This window comes from Mammaliicoccus sp. K-M42 (assembly GCF_022386375.1).
Taxonomy (GTDB): Bacteria; Bacillota; Bacilli; order Staphylococcales; family Staphylococcaceae; genus Mammaliicoccus; species Mammaliicoccus fleurettii.
Genome location: NZ_JAJNIS010000009.1, coordinates 1 through 24,117 on the forward strand (window position 1 = coordinate 1; position 24,117 = coordinate 24,117).

At 32.4% G+C, this 24,117-nt stretch carries 21 protein-coding genes; 1 reads left to right on the plus strand and 20 read right to left on the minus strand.

The window, feature by feature from the left end; translation table 11 throughout:
• Positions 1-454 precede the first annotated feature (454 nt).
• The 4 genes from priA to gmk form a co-directional block, all read right to left on the minus strand.
• Entirely contained in the window at positions 455-2,863 is a 2,409-nt protein-coding gene (gene priA / locus LQ668_RS06660; RefSeq protein ID WP_078356095.1) for a primosomal protein N', read from the minus strand.
• Positions 2,860-4,062, minus strand: coding sequence for a bifunctional phosphopantothenoylcysteine decarboxylase/phosphopantothenate--cysteine ligase CoaBC (gene coaBC / locus LQ668_RS06665; RefSeq protein ID WP_078356094.1), 1,203 nt, complete (start codon positions 4,060-4,062; stop codon positions 2,860-2,862). The genes priA and coaBC overlap by 4 nt, the downstream gene beginning before the upstream one ends.
• A 166-nt stretch (positions 4,063-4,228) precedes the next feature.
• Complete coding sequence (gene rpoZ / locus LQ668_RS06670; RefSeq protein ID WP_016911048.1) at positions 4,229-4,429, minus strand: DNA-directed RNA polymerase subunit omega; 201 nt, start codon at positions 4,427-4,429, stop codon at positions 4,229-4,231.
• Positions 4,429-5,052, minus strand: coding sequence for a guanylate kinase (gmk, locus tag LQ668_RS06675; RefSeq protein ID WP_078356093.1), 624 nt, complete (start codon positions 5,050-5,052; stop codon positions 4,429-4,431). Before gmk ends, rpoZ begins: the two co-directional genes overlap by 1 nt.
• A 172-nt stretch (positions 5,053-5,224) precedes the next feature.
• On the opposite strand from gmk, the gene LQ668_RS06680 reads away from it, so the two are divergent.
• Positions 5,225-6,916 carry an Rqc2 family fibronectin-binding protein gene (locus LQ668_RS06680; protein ID WP_208143953.1) on the plus strand — a complete coding sequence of 564 codons (1,692 nt, stop codon included), beginning with the start codon at positions 5,225-5,227 and terminating at the stop codon, positions 6,914-6,916.
• A gap of 60 nt (positions 6,917-6,976) precedes the next feature.
• On the opposite strand, the gene LQ668_RS06685 is transcribed toward LQ668_RS06680, so the two are convergent.
• The 16 genes from LQ668_RS06685 to LQ668_RS06760 form a co-directional block, all read right to left on the minus strand.
• On the minus strand, positions 6,977-7,384 hold the full coding sequence (locus LQ668_RS06685; RefSeq protein WP_078356091.1) for a VOC family protein: 408 nt from the start codon (positions 7,382-7,384) through the stop codon (positions 6,977-6,979).
• A gap of 371 nt (positions 7,385-7,755) precedes the next feature.
• The gene (locus tag LQ668_RS06690) at positions 7,756-9,288 is read right to left on the minus strand and encodes an SLC13 family permease (protein WP_078356371.1); all 1,533 of its coding nucleotides are present in this window, start codon (positions 9,286-9,288) and stop codon (positions 7,756-7,758) included.
• Positions 9,289-9,545: 257 nt separating this feature from the next.
• Positions 9,546-9,824 carry a hypothetical protein gene (locus LQ668_RS06695; protein ID WP_078356090.1) on the minus strand — a complete coding sequence of 93 codons (279 nt, stop codon included), beginning with the start codon at positions 9,822-9,824 and terminating at the stop codon, positions 9,546-9,548.
• Between the two features lie 25 nt (positions 9,825-9,849).
• Entirely contained in the window at positions 9,850-10,458 is a 609-nt protein-coding gene (gene pyrE, locus LQ668_RS06700) for an orotate phosphoribosyltransferase (RefSeq protein WP_208143957.1), read from the minus strand.
• 5 nt (positions 10,459-10,463) lie between these two features.
• Positions 10,464-11,156: an orotidine-5'-phosphate decarboxylase gene (pyrF, locus tag LQ668_RS06705; RefSeq protein ID WP_078356088.1), complete on the minus strand. Its 693-nt coding sequence runs from the start codon at positions 11,154-11,156 to the stop codon at positions 10,464-10,466.
• A complete protein-coding gene (locus tag LQ668_RS06710) occupies positions 11,157-12,083 on the minus strand; it encodes a dihydroorotate dehydrogenase (protein WP_107509138.1) in 927 nt (308 codons plus the stop codon). It lies immediately after the preceding gene.
• On the minus strand, positions 12,080-12,838 hold the full coding sequence (locus LQ668_RS06715; RefSeq protein ID WP_078356086.1) for a dihydroorotate dehydrogenase electron transfer subunit: 759 nt from the start codon (positions 12,836-12,838) through the stop codon (positions 12,080-12,082). The genes LQ668_RS06710 and LQ668_RS06715 overlap by 4 nt, the downstream gene beginning before the upstream one ends.
• 12 nt (positions 12,839-12,850) lie before the next feature.
• Positions 12,851-16,024 (minus strand): carbamoyl-phosphate synthase large subunit, encoded by a 3,174-nt coding sequence (gene carB, locus LQ668_RS06720; protein WP_208143959.1) that lies wholly within the window; start codon positions 16,022-16,024, stop codon positions 12,851-12,853.
• Positions 16,017-17,117, minus strand: coding sequence for a carbamoyl phosphate synthase small subunit (locus LQ668_RS06725; RefSeq protein WP_078356084.1), 1,101 nt, complete (start codon positions 17,115-17,117; stop codon positions 16,017-16,019). Before LQ668_RS06725 ends, carB begins: the two co-directional genes overlap by 8 nt.
• Position 17,118: 1 nt before the next feature.
• Complete coding sequence (locus LQ668_RS06730) at positions 17,119-18,393, minus strand: dihydroorotase (protein ID WP_239775952.1); 1,275 nt, start codon at positions 18,391-18,393, stop codon at positions 17,119-17,121.
• Positions 18,381-19,283 carry an aspartate carbamoyltransferase catalytic subunit gene (locus LQ668_RS06735; RefSeq protein ID WP_078358600.1) on the minus strand — a complete coding sequence of 301 codons (903 nt, stop codon included), beginning with the start codon at positions 19,281-19,283 and terminating at the stop codon, positions 18,381-18,383. The genes LQ668_RS06730 and LQ668_RS06735 overlap by 13 nt, the downstream gene beginning before the upstream one ends.
• Before the next feature lie 19 nt (positions 19,284-19,302).
• Positions 19,303-20,604, minus strand: a complete 1,302-nt coding sequence (locus LQ668_RS06740; protein WP_107509135.1) for a solute carrier family 23 protein — start codon at positions 20,602-20,604, stop codon at positions 19,303-19,305.
• A gap of 142 nt (positions 20,605-20,746) precedes the next feature.
• Entirely contained in the window at positions 20,747-21,274 is a 528-nt protein-coding gene (gene pyrR / locus LQ668_RS06745; protein WP_078356883.1) for a bifunctional pyr operon transcriptional regulator/uracil phosphoribosyltransferase PyrR, read from the minus strand.
• Between the two features lie 214 nt (positions 21,275-21,488).
• Complete coding sequence (locus LQ668_RS06750; protein ID WP_078356882.1) at positions 21,489-22,412, minus strand: RluA family pseudouridine synthase; 924 nt, start codon at positions 22,410-22,412, stop codon at positions 21,489-21,491.
• Complete coding sequence (gene lspA / locus LQ668_RS06755) at positions 22,409-22,888, minus strand: signal peptidase II (protein WP_115337568.1); 480 nt, start codon at positions 22,886-22,888, stop codon at positions 22,409-22,411. The genes LQ668_RS06750 and lspA overlap by 4 nt, the downstream gene beginning before the upstream one ends.
• Positions 22,889-23,046: 158 nt before the next feature.
• Positions 23,047-23,988 (minus strand): LPXTG cell wall anchor domain-containing protein, encoded by a 942-nt coding sequence (locus LQ668_RS06760; protein ID WP_208143962.1) that lies wholly within the window; start codon positions 23,986-23,988, stop codon positions 23,047-23,049.
• Positions 23,989-24,117: the final 129 nt, after the last annotated feature.

The window sequence follows — 24,117 nt, forward strand, 5'->3', positions numbered from 1 at the left end:
TAAAAACCAAGCATATATATTTTGTTAATACCATAGAAAAACCAATGGTTGATTACATCTAAAGATATTACACAAAATTATGGACTTGACTCTAACGCCACTCTTATCACCAATTTCTACTCATATTGCTTTTAACACCACTCTTATCAGCAGTTTCTTCTCAATTTGCTTCTAACGCCATTCTTATCAGCAATTTCTACTCAAATTGCTTCTAACGCCATTCTTATCAGCAATTTCTACTCAATTTGCTTTTAACACCACTCTTATCAGCAGTTTCTTCTCAAATTGCTTTTAATGCCACTCTTATCAGCAGTTTCTTCTCAAATTGCTTCTAACGCCACTCTTATCACCAATTTCTACTCATATTGCTTTTATAAAACACGTACTAAATACTTTTTTATCCTTAAAATTAAGAAAACCCGTGAAAATCCTCGAATTTTCACGGGTTTTCTACTTACATCATCATTTGCGGATTAATATCTATTTCTAATGAGAGTTTGTCTTTCATATATTGTTCATGGTAATAATCATCTAGATATTTCAAAGCTGTTAACAAGTCTGGTTCATTCTTGAACTTTATGAGTATTTGGAATCTATGTTGGTTGTTTATTCGTGACAATGGACTTGGTGATGGTCCTAATATGAAGGACTGTGTTGTTACGTGTTGTACAAGTATGCCATGGATATGTTTGGATGCTTGCAATACTTTCCTTTTATCGACATGACTGATTGTTAAATTCACTAGATAGTAATAAGGTGGATATTTACCGACTTGTCTAAATTTCATTTCTTTTTGATAAAATGACAAGTAGTCATTCTTTGTTACATCTAATATAGCGTAATGATCAGGATTATATGTTTGAATCATTACTTCTCCTTGTTTCTTATGCCTACCTGCTCTACCTGCTACTTGTGTGAGTAATTGGAATGTCTTCTCACTTGATCTAAAGTCTGGTAAATTGAGCATTGTATCAGCGTTTAAAACGCCTACTAATGTAATATTTTCAAAATCTAATCCTTTAGCAATCATTTGAGTGCCTAATAAAATATTTGCTTCTTGATTACCAAAAGCTGTTAACAATCTTTCATGTGCACCTTTTTTAGACGTTGTATCTACGTCCATTCTAATCACTTTAGCGCGATCAAATGTTTCATATATAATTTCTTCTACTTTTTGAGTTCCGACACCCATTTGTCTAATATGTTCGCTTTCACAACTTGGGCATTTTTGTGGCATAGGTTCACTATAACCACAGTAGTGACATTTTAAGTCATCATGTGTTTTATGATATGTAAGCGAAATATCACAGTTGGGACATTGTGGTACGTGTCCACAATCTCTACATAACACGAAAGATGAATGTCCTCTTCTATTTAAGAAAAGTACAATTTGTTCACCTTTATCTATTCTTTCTTGAATGGCTTCTGTTAAATGATGAGAGAACATAGATCTATTTCCTTCTTGTAATTCTTCTCTCATATCGATTAATTCAATTTCTGGCATCTTCTGTTGATTAACTCGATCAGGTAATCCTAAATATTGATATACATTTTTTTCTGCTCGAGCAAATGTTTCTAAACTTGGTGTTGCTGATCCTAATACTACTGGACAATGGTGATATTCACTTCTCCATATAGCAATTTCTCTTGCATGGTACCTCGGATAGTCTTCTTGTTTGTAAGTTGATTCGTGTTCTTCATCAATAATAATGAGGCCTAGCTTTTCAAAAGGTGCAAACACACTAGATCTTGCTCCTACTGAAACACTCGCTTTACCATCTCTGATTTTTTGCCATTCATCATACTTTTCACCTTTTGATAGTCCTGAATGCAGTACTGCAACTTCATCACCAAATCGTGCTTTAAAACGATTGACCATCTGCGGTGTTAATGCAATTTCAGGTACGAGCATGATAGCTTGCTCACCTTTTTTTAAGACATTCTCAATTGTTTGTAAATAAACTTCTGTTTTACCTGAGCCTGTTACACCATGTAATAAAAATGTCTTAGATTCATTTGCTTTAACCGCTTCATCAATTTGAGTAAAAGCTTCTTGTTGCGCTTCTGTTAAAGCTTTATTGTGTTCTTTTTCAAAAATTCTATGCTCATAAGGGTCTCTATTTACAATGGCTTCGTATTTTTCTAGAACTTGATTTTTAACTAAAGTATTAATACTAGAATTAGAAAACCCTTCTTCTTTTAATGTTTTTAACAATACATCTTCATGTCTATGTTCTATTAAATAATTAAGGATATCTAATTGTTTTTCTCTCGTACGTAAAGATTCGATAATTTCATCCAGTCTATCTGTCGGTATAATTCTTACACACGTTGCGTACTTTCTCGTTAATTGTTGCCCTACAATCGTATCTTTAGTTAAGGCTTCTGTTTTTGCATAGCTTTCTAATTCTGCTACGATTTGTAGTGTTTGAGCTTGATCAAAAGTTAACATACCTTCTTTATTAAAATGATTTAAATATTGTGCAGGAATATCATCCGGATCTTTTATGATATATACTTTTTGATATTTAGCTTTAATAGCACTAGGCAACATGATTTCTAATGCTGAAATTCGTTTAACTAAATGAAAATTAGACATCCACTCACTTAGTTTGATTAATTCAGAAGTTAATTCTGGTTTAAAGTCTTTAACTCTAATTAAAGACTTTAATTTAGACTCGTCTATATCACTTGATAATTTTTCACTAATACCAATAACAAAGCCTTGAATTTTCCTTGAACCAAAAGGCACTTCAACTCTAACACCGACTTTAACAATATCCTCTATATCTTGAGGTATAATATAATCAAAAATTTTGTCGACGTTTTTAGCTGGAATATCCACTACAACATTTGCGATCAATCTTCCCACCTACTAGTGATTTCATTTAATATTTTAAAAGCTATTTTCTGTTTTGATTCTTTAGCTAAAGGTACTCTATCTCCATTTGCAAAAAACATTTCGACTTCATTGTCTGATGATCTAAATCCAATTTCTTGGTTTGCTACATGATTTGCAACAATAACATCAGCATTTTTCTTTTTCAGTTTGCCCATAGCATAAGTTTCCACATTATCTGTTTCAGCTGCAAAGCCAACCAAATATTGTTTATCCTTATGTTCCCCTAAATATTTCAAAATATCTGTCGTTCTTTTAAAAGTAAGCTCTAAATTACCATCTTGTTTTTTCATTTTATTATTTACAGTTTTAACTGGAGTATAATCAGCTACAGCTGCTGCTTTAATAATCATATCCATATCATCCATTCGTTCTTTAACTGCCTGAAACATTTCTTCAGCGCTAGATATTTGAATAAATTCTACTCCACTTGGTTGTGATAAACTCGTTTCACCACTTACTAATATGACATTTGCCCCTAAATTTCTAGCAGCTTCTGCTAAAGCATATCCCATCTTACCACTTGATCGATTTGTAAAATATCTTACTGCATCGACTTTTTCTACTGTTGGTCCAGCAGTTACGAGTACATTTTTGCCTTGGAGAGCAAAGGTTTGTGGATTTGATTGTTCTTTAAAATAATCATCTATAATAGTTAGTATCGTTATAGGTTCTTCCATTCTACCTTTTGCAACATAACCACATGCTAAATAGCCTTCTCCTGGTGCAATAAATTTATATCCATAATTTCTAAGTTGTGACATATTCTTAACTATTGATGGATGCTCTAGCATATGTACATTCATAGCTGGCGCAATAAATACTGGAGCAGTTGTTGCAAGCAATGTAGATGTCACAATATTATCAGCTAATCCATTTGCTAACTTGCTAATCGTATTTGCTGTTGCAGGTGCAACAATAACCGCATCTGCCCAATCTGCTAACGTGATATGTTGTATTTCACTTACATCTTTTTCATCAAAAGTGTCCGTATAAACATGGTTACGACTAATTGCTTGAAAAGCTAATGGTGTAACAAACTGTTGTGCATTCTCTGTTAACATGACACGTACAGTATAACCACTTTGAGTTAATTTGCTCGTTAAATCTATTGCTTTATAGGCAGCTATTCCACCAGTTACAGCTAGAAGTATATTCTTCATTTGTGTAATCCTCCGATAAATTCGATTCTAAATCTTTATATTTATTATACATTCTTTAAAATAGACTGTCATGAATATAAACTACTTACCTTCATTTAAATAAAAAGACCTTTTATGAAGGGATTATATTTCCCATACATAAAAGATCTTTTTTAGATAATGATAATTAGTCTTCTAGTTTAGCATATACTTTATGTGCTGCTATTTCTTCAAGTGCTTGACCTACATTTTTTAATGAACGATATTCATCTAATAATAAACTATCAGGGTGTTCTTGTAGTTCTCTGGCTCTTTTAGCTGCAGTCGTAACGACTAAATATTTAGAATTAATACTGTCTTTTAATTCATTTTGTGGTGGGTATAACATTATTTTTTTGCCTCCAATATCATTTTTCTATAGCGCGCTTCAACACGTTCTCTTTTTAAATGTTCTGCTTCTACGATTGATTGAATACGTTCTTTAGCTAATTCAACTTCATCGTTTACAACAACATAATCGTAAAGGTTCATCATTTCTACTTCTTTACGTGCTTCTAAAATACGGTTTTGGATAATTTCGTCTGATTCAGTACCGCGTCCAACTAACCTTTCTTTCAAGTGTTCTAAACTCGGCGGTGCTAAGAAAATAAATAAAGCTTCAGGAAATTTCTTCCTAACTTGTTTAGCACCTTCAACTTCGATTTCTAAAAATACATCATAACCGTTATCCATTGTATCTCTAACGTATTGTACAGGCGTACCATAATAATTACCTACATACTCAGCATACTCTATAAATTGGTCATCAGCAATTAAAGCTTCGAATTCTTCTCTTGATTTAAAGAAATAATCTACACCATCTGTTTCACCTTGACGCATTTTCCTAGTAGTCATAGAGATAGAATATTTAAAATCCGTACTAGGATCATCAAATATTGATTTACGTACCGTTCCTTTACCAACTCCAGATGGGCCAGAGAGCACTATCAGTAACCCTTTTTCAATGTTCATGTCAAACGACCTTTCCTAATGAATACTAACAATTTATTATCATTTTGTTTTTTATATCTTACCATATTTCAATTATATATGGCTAGAGAGGTTGTAAGATTAAACAGAATTATACTCATTTAATCCCTTACATGTTACAATAAATTGACTTTTGATAAAGGTGTGAGTGCAAATGGCTTTTGATGGCTTATTTACAAGAAAGATTGTTGAAGATATTCAATCGCTCGTTTCTGGGCGAATTCATAAAATTGCTGAACCAAGTTCAGATACGATTATCTTAACAATTCGTAGTGAAAGAAAAAACAAACAACTATTATTATCAACACATGCAAATTTTAGCCGTTTTCATTTAACAACGGAAAAGTATGACAATCCTTTTGATCCTCCAATGTTTTTAAGAGTATTACGAAAACATTTAGATGGAGGAATTATACAAAGTATTACTCAAATAGGAAATGATAGATTAGTAGAGATTGATATACATTCAAGAGATGAAATTGGAGATTTAAGAAAACGAACAATTGTATTAGAAATTATGGGACGACATAGTAACATTATTTTAATAGATGGAGAACGTAAAATTATCGATGGCTTTAAACATCATACTCCAAATACAAATACTGCTCGTACAATTATGCCTGGTTTCAAATATGAATATCCTCCTACTGTTAAAAAATTAAATCCATTTGAAGTAGACGATGTAAATAAATATATCAATTATAATGCAGGTAAAATAGACCGACAATTATTACAACAATTTGAAGGTTTTAGTCCACTGATTACAAAAGAAATTGTTTCTCGAAGACCATTTATGAATCAAGAAACGTTAGTAGAATCTTTTGATGAAGTAATGAACGAAGTAGATCAAACGCCTAAACCTGTAATTTATAGTGATGATTCAACAAATAAAGAAATCTTCTATTTCATGCCATTACATACTTATGGAAATAATTATATGGCATTTGATACAATTCATGAATGTTTAGATAGATTTTATGAATCACGTGGAGAGAGAGAACGCGTTAAACAACGTGCGCTAGATTTAGTAAAAATTATAGATCAACATTTACAAAAAAATAGAAATAAATTAGAAAAATTGATTAACGAAAAAGAGGCAGCTCGTACTAAAGATGAGCAACAATTATATGGTGAACTGATTACCGCTAATATGTATCAAATCAACCAAGGTGATAAAACGTTAGAAACAATCAATTACTATAATAATGAACCTATTTCTATACCATTAAATCCAACTAAATCACCTTCAATGAATGCACAATATTATTACAAACAATATAACAGACTCAAGACAAGAGAAATAGAATTAGAAAAGCAAATTAAACTTACTCATTCTAACATTCTATATTTCGAGTCATTAGAACAACAACTTGCTCATATATCAGTAGAAGATATAGACGATATAAGAGAAGAATTAGAAGACCAAGGTTTTGTAAAAAAACGTAAAAGTAAGAAAAAGAAAAAATCAAATAAAATAACAATCACGACATTTGTTTCTTCAGATGGGCAAACAATATTACTTGGTAAAAACAACAAACAAAATGATTATCTTACTCATAAAGTAGCAAGAAAAAATCAATTGTGGTTCCATACGAAAGATATTCCAGGTTCACATGTTGTTATACAAGAAGACGAACCAACAAATAGAACAATTGAAGAAGCGGCAATGATTGCAGCTTATTATTCTAAAGCAAGTCAGTCAGCACAAATACCAGTAGATTATACTGCAATAAGAAATGTCCACAAACCAAGTGGCGCAAAACCAGGATTTGTGACTTATGATAGTCAATCAACTCTGTACGTTACAACAGACTATGATGATATTAAAAAATTATTAAAACAATAAATAAGACGAAGTGCTATGTTGATTCAATAGCACTTCGTTTTTATTTTGAAAGAAAGTTTATTATTGTTGTTCTGGTAAAGCTAATTGGAAATTAACACCGTATTTATCTTGTACCCATGCAAATTCTCTGAATGTTGGTGGTAATTCAGTTTTAGGCATTAATATTGCACCACCAGATTTTAATTTAGAATATAGAGTCTCCATCTCCATAGCAGATTCACATGTTACATACAATGACATAGCTGGATTCATTTCTATTTCCACACCATTTCCTTGATCAATAGCCATAAATATTTGTCCGTTTATTTTAAAAATAGAATGTTGTACAGTACCAGGTTCCCCTGGCCCTTCTTCTCCATATTTAACCATAGTTAAAATTTCACTATCTTGAAAAATTGATGTATAAAATTTAATAGCTTCTTCAGCTTCACCGTTAAACATTAAAAATGTTGTAATTTTTGGTATCATGTAATAAACACTCCAATATCATATTTTAAAAATTTCTTATATCTTATATAATTTAGTATAATATTTATAAGAGACAAAGACAAAGGAGAGATTTTATGTCAATTTCATTATTGTTACCTATTGTTATTATGTTAGCCGTTATTATCATTGGGTACGTCTTTATCAAACTATTTATGGACTAATTCTTATGAAAATTCTTTAATTTATAAAATGGGTATCGTGCGTTTTACCTGATTTTGAACGGAATCGCACGATATCTCGAAAGTCTTCGTGCGTATTAACCTGATTTAATCCTAATTACTCAAAATAAAGACTCTCCTTGCCGTTATATGTAGTTCCACGGTATGGGAGAGTCTTTTTATTAATTATTTTTATTTAGTTGCTACAAATTCAATTCCAAATAACCATGGTACCATAAACCAAACGAATCCTACTATGATGACACAACTGATTAAGTTTAACCAAAATCCTGCTGTTGCCATTTCTCTGATTGTTACTTTATCTGTACCAAACACAATCGCATTTGGAGGTGTACCTACTGGCAACATAAATGCACAGTTTGCTGCCATTGCTGCTGGAATCATTAAAGCTAACGGATGTAAATTAATGCCTACAGCTATTGTTGCAAGTATCGGTAAAATCATTGTTGCTGTTGCTGTATTCGATGTAATTTCTGTTAAGAATAGTACAAAGAGCGCTACAATAGCAATGATTAGAATAATGTTTACACCTTCTAATCCAGAAATTTGTTTACCCATCCATTTATCTAAACCACTTTCTGTAATAGCTGAAGCTACTGCTAAACCACCACCAAAGAGTAATAAAATACCCCACGGTAAATCTTTAGCAATCGACCAATCTAAAATTCTAGCAAACTTTCTTTTAGCTGGTATTAAGAATAATATAACAGCAATAAACATTGATATCGTTCCATCTTTAACTAGCTCTGTAAAAGGTAACTGTGATAATAAGAATTCTCTTGATACCCATAAAAATGCTGCTAAACAGAATAACGTAAATACGACTTTCTCTTCATATGATGTCTTTCCTAATGCTTTTAATTCTCTAGTAATAATTCTTTTACCACCAGGTAATTCTTTCATGTCATGTTTAAACATGACAAAATTCAAATATGCCCAAGTAATTGCTAATAATATAATTACTGTTGGGACACCCATTACCATCCATTGTCCAAATCCAATTTCTTCACCAAATATTTTTTCATATTGACCTTTTAAAATAATTAAAGGTGGCGTACCAATTAATGTTCCAAGTCCACCAATTGTACCCGCATAACCAATACCTAATACAAGTGATTTTTCAAATTGAGTTAAACTATCGGAATCATTCCCGTCAGCTGTAAGTTCATTAGCTTCTTTAATAATCGCCATACCGATTGGAATCATAATCATAACAGCCGCTGTGTTTGACACAAACATTGACAATGCACCAGTTGCAATCATAAATCCTAATAAAATTCTACCAGTACTTGTTCCTATACTATTAATAATGACTAGTGCAATTCTCGTATGTAAATTCCATCTTTCCATTGCAATTGCAATAATAAATCCACCTAGGAATAAGAATACAATATCATTACCATAGGCGCTGGATACTGTTTCACTATCCATAACTCCACCTAATGGAAATAAGAATAAAGGCATTAAACTAGTGGCCGGAATCGGAATAGCTTCTGTAATCCACCATACTGCTATCCATAAAGTTGCTGCCATTACGTATACTCCAGTTTGGCTTAACCCATCCGCTTTGAAAAATAGCAATATTACTAAAAATAATAGTGGCCCTAAAATTAATCCGATTAATTGAGCTGTATTATAAGCTTTTAATTCAGGATCTGGTTTGTTTTGAGATTTTAATGCATCTGAAGAAAAGAATTTTAACATTTCTTTAGTTCTACTACTTTCTTTCCAAAGCTTTTCTGTAAATTTTTTATCTTGTTTACCCATATTATTACGCCCCCTTTTAATGTGTATTCGTTTACATTTTAACAAAGTTTATACAAAAGTAGTACTATTTTCTGAATATTCTATAATATTTATGCATATATTTACTAATTATATTTTTTGTAGTATTTTATCTAACTACCGCAAAAAAAGAAGCTAAGACAAATTAATTGTCTTAACTTCTTGTTCACTTCCCATTACTTATCAGAGTCTTTTGTATTAAAAACTCCATTTTCTTCAAGCTCTTTTTTTATGCTTTTAAATATATTTTTATCGTCTAAATCATAACTTCTCTGTCTATTTACATTAGTGTTATTCGTGTATCCAGTACGTTCATTTAAATTATGATCTCTTACTTTATAATGATTAAAGTCAGGTTTTTTATTAGTATCTTTTTTTAGAAAATCATTTATATGTTCCCATTTTTTTATCTGTTCTTTTTGTTGTTCAACAGATAGTTTATGCTGGCTACTCATAAAGACCCCCCTTATCTAGACTTTATTATAAAGTATCTTTCCATTCTTTTAAAGTTTTTATATCTTTATTTTGGATATATCCTTCTTTTTCTGCAACAGAAATAAGTTCGTCATAATTTGATAAAGTATAGTAAGGAATATCTTTTGATTCGAAAGCTTCTTCTGCCTTCTTGATTCCGTAAGTAAAGATTGCAAATACACCTATTACTTCTGCTCCGTCTTCAATTAATGCATCAACTGCATTAATTGAAGATCCACCTGTTGAAATTAAATCTTCTATAACAACTACTTTTCTCCCTTTGCTTAATGCACCTTCGATTTGATTCCCTTTACCATGCCCTTTACTTTTAGACCTTACATAACTCATTGGCAATCCTAATTGATCAGCAATGAAAGCAGCATGTGGAATACCTGCTGTAGCAGTTCCTGAAATGATTTCAACATCATGAGCATGTTCTTTAATTAATGATATAAGTCCTTTGTAAATCATTTCTCTAATTCCTGGATAAGCTAATGTGACTCGGTTATCACAATATATTGGAGATTTAATACCTGAACTCCATGTATACGGATCTTCTGGAGATAATGTTACAGCTTTAATTTCTAGTAATGATTGTGCGATATTTTGAGTCATATGAATTATCCTTCCCATCTATGTAATATTTCATGATATCTTGAAACTGGATTTTCATGCTGAGTTATAGAACGACCAACTACTATATGTGTTGATCCCAACTTTTTAGCTTCTTCTGGTGTTGTTACTCTTTGTTGGTCATGCGTTTTGTCGGATTCTAATCGTATACCTGGTGTTACTTTTAAGAAATCTTCTCCGATATTTTCTCTAATGAGTGTCGATTCTAACGGTGAACAAACAACGCCATCAAGTCCTGCTTGTTGAGTGATCTTGGCATAATGAACTACAGCATTTTCTATTGATGTTTGAATGTTTTGTTCATCTCTCATTTGTTCTTCAGTCGTTGATGTTAACTGTGTTACAGCGATTAATTTAGCTCCAGGATTTGTAGCACGTAGTCCTTCAAGTCCTGCAGCCATCATTTTCTTACCACCAGCTGCATGTACATTAATTAAATCGATATTAAATTTACCTAATCCTTTTAATGCGCCTTTAACAGTATTAGGAATGTCATGTAATTTTAAATCAAGAAATATATCATGCCCTCTATCTTTGATGACTTTTAGCGTTTCAGGACCATTTTGTAAATATAATTCCATACCCACTTTTACAAAAAGAGGTTCGTTAAATAAATCAAGAAACTGTTCAACTTCACTAAGCGTTGCAAAGTCTAAAGCTATTATTGGTGTGTTTTTCATTTATTTAACAACTCCTTGTTGATTATATGTTCGACCTTTAAGTTCTGAAATATGTTGAACACCTAAGTTATCGAGTAATGTAGGTAATTCATCTATAATATCTTTACATACAGTAGGATTCTCAAAATTAGCTGTTCCTACTGCAACGGCATCTGCCCCAACAGAGATATAATCAATTACATCTTGAGCAGTTCTAACGCCACCCATAGCAATAATCGGTATATCAATATTTTGGCTAACTTCATAAACCATTCTTAATGCTACTGGTTTAATTGCAGGACCACTTAAACCTCCAATAACATTACTAATGATAGGTTTGCCGGTTTTAGAATCTATTCTTAAGCCAACGAGCGTGTTAATCATCGTAATACCATCAGCATATTCTGAGATAGCTTTTGCCATTTCAACGATATTCGTAACATTCGGTGATAATTTCACATATACTGGGACTTCAGAAACTGCTTTTACTTTTCTTGTTAACTCACGTGCAACTTCTGGTACAGTTCCAAATTGAATACCACCTTCTTTAACATTTGGACATGAAATATTTAACTCTAGCGCATGAACATTTGGTGCGTTAGAAATATGTTTTGCTACATATACATATTCTTCTTCAGTAGAACCTGCCACATTTGCAATAATCGGTACATCGAATTGCTCTAAATATTTAAGTTCATGTTCTAAAATATGATGAACTCCCGGGTTCTGTAGACCAATTGCATTAATCATACCGCTAGCAGTTTCAGCAACACGAGGTGCCTCATTACCATATCTAGCATGCTGAGTTGCAGCTTTAATCATAATAGAACCCAACTCAGATAAATCATAAAATTGACTAAATTCCTTACCAAAAGCAAAACATCCACTTGCTGGCATAACTGGGTTTTTTAAATTTAGACCTGGTAAAGTTACATTTAATCTACTCATATGATCACAGCTCCTTTTTCAAATACTGGTCCATCTGTGCATACTTTTACATAGCCCGCTTCATCATTCGTATGACAAACACATGCATAACAAGCTCCAATTCCACAACCCATACGTTCTTCTAATGATATATAACCTTTAATATCACTTAATTGTTCTGTTAATGCTTTAAGCATTGGTTTTGGTCCGCAGCTATAAAAAATGTCGAAGGGTGTTTCAATATTATCAATAACAGTTGTAACAAATCCTTTTGTACCTAAACTTCCATCAACAGTTGCGATATACGTGTCACCGAGTGCTTTAAATTCTTCAATATAGAAAGCATCTTTAGCACTTTGGAATCCTAACACATGGATTGTCTTTATACCTCTTTTATTTAATTGTTTAGATAACTCATAAAGTGGTGGCACACCAATACCACCTCCAACTAACAAGGCAGTATTTTGTGCTTCTTCTACAGGGAAGCCATTCCCTAAAGGTGCAATCACATCAATTGGATCTCCAGATTTCAAAGTAGAAATCATTTCAGTACCATGACCTTCTTTTCTAAAAAGCATTGTGAATGTCTCTTCTTCATGGTTTACTTCACAAATAGATATTGGTCTTCTCAACATATGTTCAGTACCTGTACCTGCTTTAATATGAACGAATTGTCCTGGGTTTTTCATATTTTTCGTGAGATTTCCATGTACTTTTAATTCAAAGATAGCATCTGCTATTTGATTGTTTGATACAACTGTCATTATTTTAGACATAATACTCCCCCTCTACATTTGTTCGGTTTTGAAAGTCATACTTTCAATTACATCTGCAAGTGCATTTGCAGTATCAAGTGAAGTCAAACATGGTATGCCATTTTCAACTGATTCTCTTCTAATTTGGAAACCATCTCTATCATATAATTTCCCTTTCGTCATCGTATTCACAACTAGTTGAACTTCACCTTTTTGAATAACTGAAAGTAAGTCATGTTCTCCACCAATTTTTCCTACTGTGTATACTGGAATGTTTTGTTCGTTAAAGTATTTTGCAGTACCAGCTGTGGCAAAAATACGATACCCAATTTCATGGAATCTTTTCGCTATTGCTAAAGCTTCTGCTTTATCTTTATCACTAACCGTAAATAATGCTGTGCCTTGATCTTGTACCTTTAACCCGCTAGCTGTTAAGCCTTTGTATAATGCTTTTTCTAAAGTACTATCTTTGCCCATTACTTCACCTGTTGATTTCATTTCAGGCCCTAATGTTATGTCTACATTTTTAAGTTTGCTAAAGCTGAATACTGGTGCTTTTACGTATACACCTTCTTTATAAGGTGCTAATCCACTTTCATATCCTTGTTCTTTTAATGAAATGTTAGCAATTGCTTTTGTAGCAATTTTAGCCATTGGGATATCTGTGATTTTACTTAAGAAAGGTACAGTTCTACTTGCTCTAGGGTTTACTTCTAGAACAAATACCTCACCTTTAGACAATACAAACTGAATATTGATAAGACCAATTATGTTTAAGCCTTTAGCTAATCTCGTTGTGTAATCTACTAATAAATCAATTTCTTTATCAGTTAAAGTTTGAGGTGGATAAACTGCGATTGAATCACCTGAATGAACTCCAGCTCTTTCAATATGTTCCATAATACCTGGGATGACAACTGTTTCACCATCTGATATTGCGTCCACTTCTATTTCTTTGCCTGTTAAGTAACGGTCGATTAATACAGGATGTTCTGGACTTGCTTTAACAGCTTGTTCCATATAATTTTTCAATTCTGGTTCTGCATAAACAATCTCCATTGCTCTTCCACCTAATACGTAAGAAGGTCTTACTACAACTGGATAACCGATTTCATTTGCATTGTCTATTGCTTCTTGAACTGAAGTAGCTGTTTTACCATGAGGTTGCGGAACATCAATTTTTTGTAATAATGCTTCGAATTCTTTTCTATCTTCTGCTCTATTAAGATCTTCTAATGACGTTCCTAGAATTTTAACACCTTTTTTAGAGATTTTGTCAGCTAAATTGATAGCGGTTTGACCACCAAATTGAACAACTACACCTTTAGGTTGTTCATGATTAATAATACTCATTACATCTTCTTCAGTAAGTGGTTCAAAGTATAATTTATCTGATATAGAGAAATCAGTAGAAACTGTTTCTGGGTTGTTATTAATAATAATTGCTTCGTATCCAGCTTCTTGTATTGCCCAAACTGCATGAACAGTAGCGTAATCAAATTCAACGCCTTGTCCAATTCTTATTGGTCCGGATCCTAGCACAATAATTTTTTCTTTTTCAGTCACTACAGATTCATTTTCTGTTTCGTAAGTGCCATAAAAGTATGGTGTTTCAGATTCAAATTCAGCTGCACATGTATCAACTGTTTTATAAACTGGATTAATTTCATTTTGTTGTCTTAACTCATATATCTCTAGCTCTGATTGTTCCCATCTATGTGCAATTACTTTATCACTAAAGCCATATTGTTTTGCCCATAGTAATGCTTCTAAGTCACCTTTATTATTTTTTAAGTCATGTTCTATTTCGATGATGTGTTTAAATTTATTTAAGAAGAAATAATCAATTTGAGTTAATTCATGAATTCTTTCTAAAGAAGTTCCTCGTCTTATTGCTTCACCAATAAAGAATAATCTTTCATCATCTTGTGCTTTAATTCTTTCTTCAATAAAATCAAGTTCAAATTCATCACCATTTGGTAATCCTAAATGGTGTACACCATATTCTAATGAACGAATGGCTTTTAATAGTGACTCTTCATAGGTTCTACCTATTGCCATTACTTCTCCAGTAGCTTTCATTTGTGTACCTAAATGACGTTCCCCTTTTTCAAATTTATCGAATGGGAATCTCGGTATTTTAGATACGACATAATCAAGAGCAGGCTCAAATGCAGCATAAGATGTTCCTGTAACTGGATTTAACATTTCGTCTAAAGTCATTCCGATTGCAATCTTAGCTGCAAGTTTAGCAATTGGATAGCCTGTTGCTTTTGAAGCTAAAGCTGATGATCTTGAGACACGTGGATTTACTTCTATAATATAATAATCTAATGAGTCTGGATCTAGTGCAAGTTGTACGTTACATCCACCTTCAATTTTCAATGCACGAATAATTTTTAATGAAACATCTCTTAACATTTGATACTCAACATCAGATAATGTTTGACTCGGCGCTACAACAATTGAGTCCCCTGTGTGAATACCAACAGGGTCGATATTCTCCATGTTACAAACAACAATAGCATTATCATTTTTGTCTCTCATCACTTCGTACTCTATTTCTTTAAAACCTGCTATAGATTTTTCTAATAAACATTGTGTAACAGGGCTGTATTTCAAACCATTCTGAACGATTTCACTTAGTTCTTTTTCATCGTGACAGATTCCGCCACCAGTACCACCCATTGTGAATGCTGGTCTAACTATTAGTGGGTATCCTATTTCATTAGCAAATTTTAATGCGCCTTCTAAATCATTCACAATATCGCTTTCTGGTACCGGTTCATTTAGTTCATTCATTAACGTACGGAATAAGTCTCTATCTTCAGCTTGTTCGATTGAAGTAAGTTGTGTACCTAGTAATCGGACATTATTTTCTTCTAGTATACCATTTTCGTGCAATTCAATTGCCATGTTCAAACCAGTTTGTCCACCTAATGTTGGTAATAATGCATCTGGCTGTTCTTTACGAATAATGCGACTTACGAAGTCTAAAGTTAGTGGTTCAATATATACAGTGTCAGCTATTTCAGTATCAGTCATAATTGTAGCTGGGTTTGAATTCACTAAAATAACTCTATAACCTTCTTCTTTTAATGCTAAGCATGCTTGTGTACCTGCATAGTCAAATTCTGCTGCTTGTCCAATGATGATTGGACCTGAACCAATTACTAAGATGGATTTGATATCTGTTTGTTTAGGCATTGATTGTACGCTCCTTCGCTTTATGTAATTTAATCATTTCAATAAATTCATCGAATAAATAGTTAGAGTCATGTGGACCTGGTGAAGCTTCTGGATGATATTGTACTGAAAATGCTGGGTATTTTTTATGTCTTAACCCTTCGATAGATTTATCATTTAATGCTAGATGTGTAACTTCTAAATCTGTATTTGCAATTGAATCTTCATCTATTGCATAACCATGGTTTTGACTTGTTAAATCAACTTTACCTGTTTGTAAATTTTGAACTGGATGATTAGCACCTCTATGTCCAAATTTCATTTTGTAAGAAGTTGCACCTTGAGATAGTGCAAAAAGTTGATGACCTAAACATATCCCGAAAAATGGTATCTTGCCAATTAATTGTCCAATTGTTTGTATTGTTTCTTGAACACTTTCTGGATTACCTGGACCATTAGAAACCATGATACCATCAGGTGAAATATTCATAATTTCTTCAATTGATGTTTGATAAGGTACTACCGTTACATCACAGCCTCTTCTATTTAATTCTCTAACGATATTTTCTTTTTTTCCGTAATCAATTAATACAATTTTATAGCCATCTCCTGTAGAAATATAAGGTCTAACTGAAGATACTTGTTCAACTTCATCCGTTCTCAATGTTTCATTATTCAAACGTTGTACTAATGCATCAATTTCGTTAGCATTATCTGTGAAGCCTGCTTTTAGAACACCATATTTTCTTATTTTACGTGTTAAACTTCTTGTATCAACACCTGAAATACCAGGTATTTGATAAAATTTCAACGTTTCATCTAATGACTTGCTTGATCTGAAGTTGCTTGGATAGTCACATACTTCTCTTACGACAACGCCATTTAAAGTAGGACTTAATGATTCGAAGTCATCTCTATTGATACCATAATTACCGATAAGAGGATAAGTAAACGTAATAATTTGTCCAGTGTATGACGGGTCTGAAATCGTTTCTTGATAACCTGTCATAGCTGTATTAAATACAATTTCACCTAAAGTTAATTCATCAGAGCCTAAAGCATATCCTTTATATGTAGTACCATCTTCTAATACTAAGTATCTTTTATTTTTCATCTTATACTTCCTCCTTATAGACGATCTCACCATCACAAATTGTTAAAATTGGATAGCCTGACACGACTTCTCCAATAAATGGTGTATTACTACTTTTAGAAGCAAATTCTTCAGCAAGTATCGGTCTTTCTGTATCTAAATCAATAATCGTTATATCTGCATAACTTCCTTCTTCTAAACGTCCATAAGGTAAATTAAACGTTTCGCATGGTTTAGTCGTTAAGAATGACACAAGTTGTTCTAAAGTAAATTTACCGGTTTTCACGAAGTTTGTATAAAGTAATTGGAAAGCTGTTTCACTTCCTACGATACCAAAAGGTGCATCTACCATTGGCACTTCTTTTTCTTCTTTAGCATGTGGTGCATGATCTGTAGCAATACAATCAATTGTTCCATCAAGTAATGCTTCTATTAATGCATCTCTATCTTCTTTAGCTCTTAATGGTGGGTTCATTTTATAAATAGCATCATCACCTGGTACATCTTCTTCTGTAAGTAATAAGTGGTGCGGTGTAACTTCAGCTGTAACTTTTATACCCGCTTTTTTAGCATCTCTTATAACTCTTACACTTTCTTTAGTAGAAACATGGCATACGTGATAATGACAATTAGCTGCTTCTGCTAATAGAACATCTCTCGCTATTTGAACCGCTTCACAAATGGCCGGTATACCAGGAATATTTAATTCTTCGCTACGTTTACCTTCGTGCATAGCGCCACCATATATTAATGAATTATCTTCACAGTGTGCGACGATTGCTTTATCTATTTTAGCTGCTTCTTGCATTGCTTCATACATCATAGATGCTGTTTGAACACCTACTCCATCGTCAGTAAATTGGAACATGCCTCTATCTTTTAAAGCTTTAAAATCAACATGTTCTTTACCTGCTTGTCTTACTGTTATTGAAGCGTAAGGCAATACTCTAACAACTGCATGTTCGTCTATTATTTTATGCAGTCGATCTAAATGTTCAACTGAGTCAGGTACAGGTTTAATATTTGGCATCGGGCAAACTGTTGTAAACCCACCTCTTGCAGCAGCCTTAGTGCCTGTCTCAATCGTTTCTTTATGTTCTCCACCAGGTTCTCTTAAATGCACATGTACATCTACAAACCCCGCAGATATAAAATGTCCTTTCGCATCAATTATTTCATGATTTTCAGCATCAATATAATCATTTATTCGTTTAATTTTACCGTCTTCGATTTCAACTTCTTTATGAACTAATTGACCTTCTAATAAGATTTTTCCATTTTTGATTATAAGTGACATTTTACTTTTTCCTCCTTGTGATTAAGTACATCATAAATACATGCCATTCTAATAAATACACCATTCTCCATTTGCTTAAATATCCTTGACTTTGGACTTTCAACTAATGAAGAATCGATCTCTACACCTCTATTTACTGGTGCTGGATGCATAACGATTGCTTTATCAGATAATTTATTATATCTATCAATTGTTAATCCGTATGCCTCATGATATTTCTCAGTATTAAAAGTCATACCTGATTCGTGCCTTTCATTTTGCACTCTTAATAACATACAAACATCAACTTCATCTATGACATCATCAATTTCAGCGTAAGGTACATTTGAAAAATCAGACTTCCATTGTTCTGGTGCACTGAACATAACTTCTGATCCTAATTTCGTTAAAGCTTCAGCATTACTTCTTGCTACTCTTGAATTCTTTATATCTCCTGAAATAAGTATTTTTAATCCTTCAAAATAACCATATTCCTCATAAATTGTCATTAAGTCTAAAAGACTCTGTGTTGGATGTTGTCCACTACCATCTCCACCATTTAATACAGGAATGCTAAGTCCTTTTAAGTTATCATAATAGGCATTTTCACTATGTCTAATGACGAGTGCATCAACACCAATTGATTCTAGTGTTTTGCATGTATCATATAAAGATTCTCCCTTTTGTACAGAAGATGTACTTGTTTCAAAAGGAATTACCTCTAACCCTAACTTTCTTTCAGCCATTTCAAAGCTACATTTCGTTCTAGTGGAATTTTCAAAGAATAAATTCGCTACTGTCATACCTTGTTCAAAAGGTTCTATACCATTTTGTTTGATTTTCTGTGCTTTTTTAATGATTTTCATTATGTCTTCTTTAGTTAGATCAGTCATAGTTAATAAATTTTTCAAGTGACACGCCTCCTTGAGATTATTTTATTTTCTTAGGCAAAATAAGATTGAGCAAGATACCAACTGTTGCAGCTAAAGCCATACCTTCAATATTCAAATGAATACCGATACCTGTGAAATCTAAATGTGCTTTACCAATTCCTAATACAAGAATGACTGAAGCAATAATCAAGTTTCTGTTATCTCCGAAATCAATATTGTTCTCTACTAACATTCTTAAACCACTTGAAGCAATGATTCCGAATAATAGTATAGATACACCGCCCATTACAGGTGTAGGAATTGTAGAAATCATTGCTGTAAATTTACCAACAAATCCTAAAATTAATGCGAGTGTAGCTGCACCACCTATCACCCATATACTATAAATTCTAGTAATGGCTAATACGCCGATGTTCTCACCATAAGTTGTGCTTGGTGGTCCACCGATGATTGAAGACATCATAGTTGATACTCCATCACCAATTAATGATCTGTGTAAACCTGGGTCTTTAAAAAAGTTTTTACCTACTATTTTATTAATTACAATTTGATGCCCAATATGCTCACTTACTGTTACAAATACAATTGGAAGCATGATGAGTATAAGTCCCCATTGTATAGATGGTGTGTAATCATGAAATGGCATGTATATGTCTGGCATTTGTAACCATTTTGCTTTTGAAATTGGACTTAAGTCAACAATTCCAAATAATAATGATGATATATATCCAACAATTATACCGATTAGTACTGGAATAATTGATAAGAATCCTTTAAAGAATACTGAGACAATAATTGTCGTTATTAATGTTATAAGTGCCACTGTAATGTAAACTCCGCTATACCCTTGCATGGCATTTGAATCCGTGTACATTGCCATATTAACAGCTACAGGTGCTAGACCTAATCCAATCACCATAATTACTGGACCTACTACAACTGGTGGTAATAAGTTTAACAACCAATTCGTTCCTGTAATTTTTATTATTATTCCGATGATGACGTAAAGTATACCACTCATGAATAAAGCGACTAACATTTCACCTAAGTCATGTGTTTTGAGTCCTACTATAATCGGTGTTATAAAAGCAAAGCTTGATCCGAGATAAGCAGGAATTTTGCCTTTCGTAATCATTATATAAAGCAAAGTTCCAAGTCCCGATGCTATAAGTGCTGCCGAAACAGGCAAACCTGTTAAAAATGGTACAAGTACTGTTGCACCAAACATTGCAAATAAATGTTGTGAGCTTAAGAAAAACCATTGTGAAGCTTTAGGTTTTTCATTTACATCTAGTATTGGCTCGACTGTTCGTTCAAACATTTCTTCGTTGTGTGTCATTTTCCTTCTCCTATTCAAAAAAAGATCCCTTTACACAATTTGCAAAGGGATCTATGGGTACAGTTATACCTATGCTGATATAGATATACTGTCTCATATATACTCCTTTGCCAGTCTCTCGTACTGATTTAAAAGGATTTATTTAATTTAATGTTACTGCTGTTTGTTTATCAAACTCTTCTAATTCTACGACTATAGATTCATTAGAAGATGTTGGTATATTTTTACCAACATAATCCGCTCTTATTGGAAGCTCTCTATGTCCTCTGTCAACTAATGTAGCTAAACTAATTTTTCGTGGTCTTGCATGATCTAATATAGCATCTAATGAAGCTCTTACAGTTCTTCCTGTATATAATACGTCGTCAACAATAATGACATGTTTATCATTAATATCAACATCGATATTAAATGATTTCACTTTAATTGCATCTTGTTGATTTTGAACATCATCACGATAATGCGTCACATCAATTTCGCCAGTTGGTACTTGAACTTGTTCAATAGCTTCGATTTTTTGTTCGATTCTATTCGCAAGAAAAACGCCTCTTGTCTTAACACCTAACAAGACGATATCTTTCGTGCCTTTATTCTTTTCCAATATTTCATGTGACATTCTTGTTAATGCTCTATTAACAGCAGCATCATCCATGATTAATCTTTCAGCCATATCCAATCTCCTTCCACAAAAAAAATACTCACGCCTGTAGAAGACATGAGTATATACTAGTACCATTAAAATGGTCTACACGTACATATTATGTCTTCTCAGCCTCTCTGGACTGTCCGTTAAAGACGCTTTAATTGTTAAATCCATACTATCGTTTTTTTCTGTTGATGTCAAAGTTTATATAAAATTAATTAAGTATTATTACACGTCTGAATTATTTTTTATCTTCGTGATTTCTTAATTTTTCTAACAACGTTTCAAAATACTCAGGTAACGGTGCTTCTTTTTCAATGTATTCACCCGTTACTGGATGTTCGAAACCTAATAAACCTGCATGAAGTGCTTGTCCATCTAAATTCAAAGTTTTCTTAGGTCCGTATTTAGGGTCTCCTACTAAAGGAAATCCAATATGCTTCATATGAACTCTGATTTGATGAGTACGTCCAGTTTCTAACTGACAATTTACTAATGTATATTTTTCGAATTTATCAACAACATTAAAATGTGTCACTGCTTCTTTACCATCATCAACAATTGCCATTTCTTGTCGCTCTTTAGGATTTCTTCCTATTGGTGCTTCAATCGTACCAAATTCATGTGGTATATTACCATGAACAAGTGCAGTATATTCTCTCGTTACAGTTTTATTTACTAATTGTTCAACAAGCCCTCTATGAGCAATGTCATTTTTAGCAATCATCAATAAACCTGAAGTATCTTTATCAATACGATGAACGATACCTGGTCTAATTTCACCATTAATTCCAGACAAATCTTTAATAACATGCATTAATCCATTTACTAATGTACCTGTATAATGCCCTGGTGCCGGATGAACAACCATACCCTTAGGTTTATATACTACCGCTACATCTTTATCTTCATAATATACTTCAATACCTAAATCTTCTGCCACGATGTCTACTTCTTCTACAACTTTTTCAGTAACAACAATAACATCATTTAATTTCGTCTTGTAATTTGCTTTAATAACATTACCATTTACTTCAACTAAACCTAATCTAATCCAATCTTGGATTTGGTTTCTAGACCAATCCGGGTTTAACTCAGGTAATAACTTATCTATTCTAACGCCTTTTTCATTTTCTGTTTCAATCTTAAATTCAAATGTATTCAAGCTTTCTCCTCCTTACCTTCAAATAAAATCACAATAATTAATACGATTACACCTATTGTTAAAGCAGCGTCTGCTACATTAAATATCGGAAAATTATAGCCAAAGATATATGTGTCAATAAAATCAACAACTTCGCCTCTAAACAATCTGTCTATAAAATTACCAATTGAACCAGCAATTAACAAACTTAAACCAAGTTGCATAACAGGTTGACCATATCCCTCATTTTTAAAAAACATAAATAAAATAACAAGTACAACAACAGTTACAATATAAAACAACCACATTTTTCCTTGTAAAATACCCCAAGCAGCACCTTGGTTTCTGTGAGATGTAATATATATAACTTTACTGATTACTTTTACAGATTCACCAACTTCTAATGATTTAACAATCATAAACTTAGTTAGTTGATCAAATACTATCAATAATACAATAAAAGTACTCCATATCGGTATATTGTAACCTTTACGCATCTATAGTTCACTCCAATCTTGATTATTTTACCACATAAACAGACATGTTTGTTAATATGAATTTTTAAAATTATGTCCAATTTAAAAAGAGATTAAGCAACATTAAGTTACTTAACCTCTAAAAAATAATTCATAAATCTAATTATTGATACTTTTAATTATGATTTAACTTTTCTAGATAAACTAAATATACCAACTGCAGATAATACCGCAAAAGTAAATAATACATAACGTAATATCACGTTATCATTTTCACCTGTTTTCGGTAATTCTTTTTGCGATTTATTAGATTTGTTTTCTTTTGATTTAACCTTATTTACAGATTCTTCCTTAGACTTTACATCTTTATTATTATCTTGTTTAGCTGTTTCAGAAGATTTAGGTTCAGATTTATTTGTATTCATATCTGTTTTATTTTGCTCATTAGCTGATTGTTTAACTTTCTTATCATTTACAGCCACTTTGTTATCTTTATTTACGACTGTATTTTTAGGAGTTTCTGCTTTTTTATCATATTTTTTTCCTGTATTTGTATTTACTTCTTTGTCATCATTTTTATCTTTATTTGGATCTTTTTTAGTCGGTTTATCTTTGTTATCAGAAGCTAGTTGATCTGGACTAGGTGGCTTTTCTTGATTGCCATTAGGGATTTTTGTATTACTTTGTTGTCCAGGTTGTTGCATATTTGTTTGATTATATGAATAATGATTGTCAGCACTAGGGTCAAAATTAATACCATCTAAAGGTCTAGGATGTTCACCTACAAACAAGTCATTTACTCTGCCTTTCGAAGCATAAAATTCAAAGTATCTCCATTGATCAGATATATGTTTATATTTTGGATTTACTTCATTTGTTTTGACACCATTCTTAATAATATAAAAATCCTCTGGATCTGGAGTCTTAACTTCTAATATTTCTTTTTCTGGAATACTCATTGAACCATCAGAATTAATGTATATAGGAGCAGCCTTACCACTTGATTTAAATACATATTTAACAGGTTTATTCTCCTTCAATTCCTCAGCATTCACTTTCCCTACAATAGGAGCACTTACAATTGTACATAACAAAGTTGATAAAAATACTTTCTTTAACATAAACATCTCTCCTTACATGAATAACATTTATAATATTTTTACTGCTTTGTTCTCAATATAACCAATCCAATTATCTTTATTATCGTATAATGAATAATAAGTTTTCCCATTACTTAATTTATATTGAGC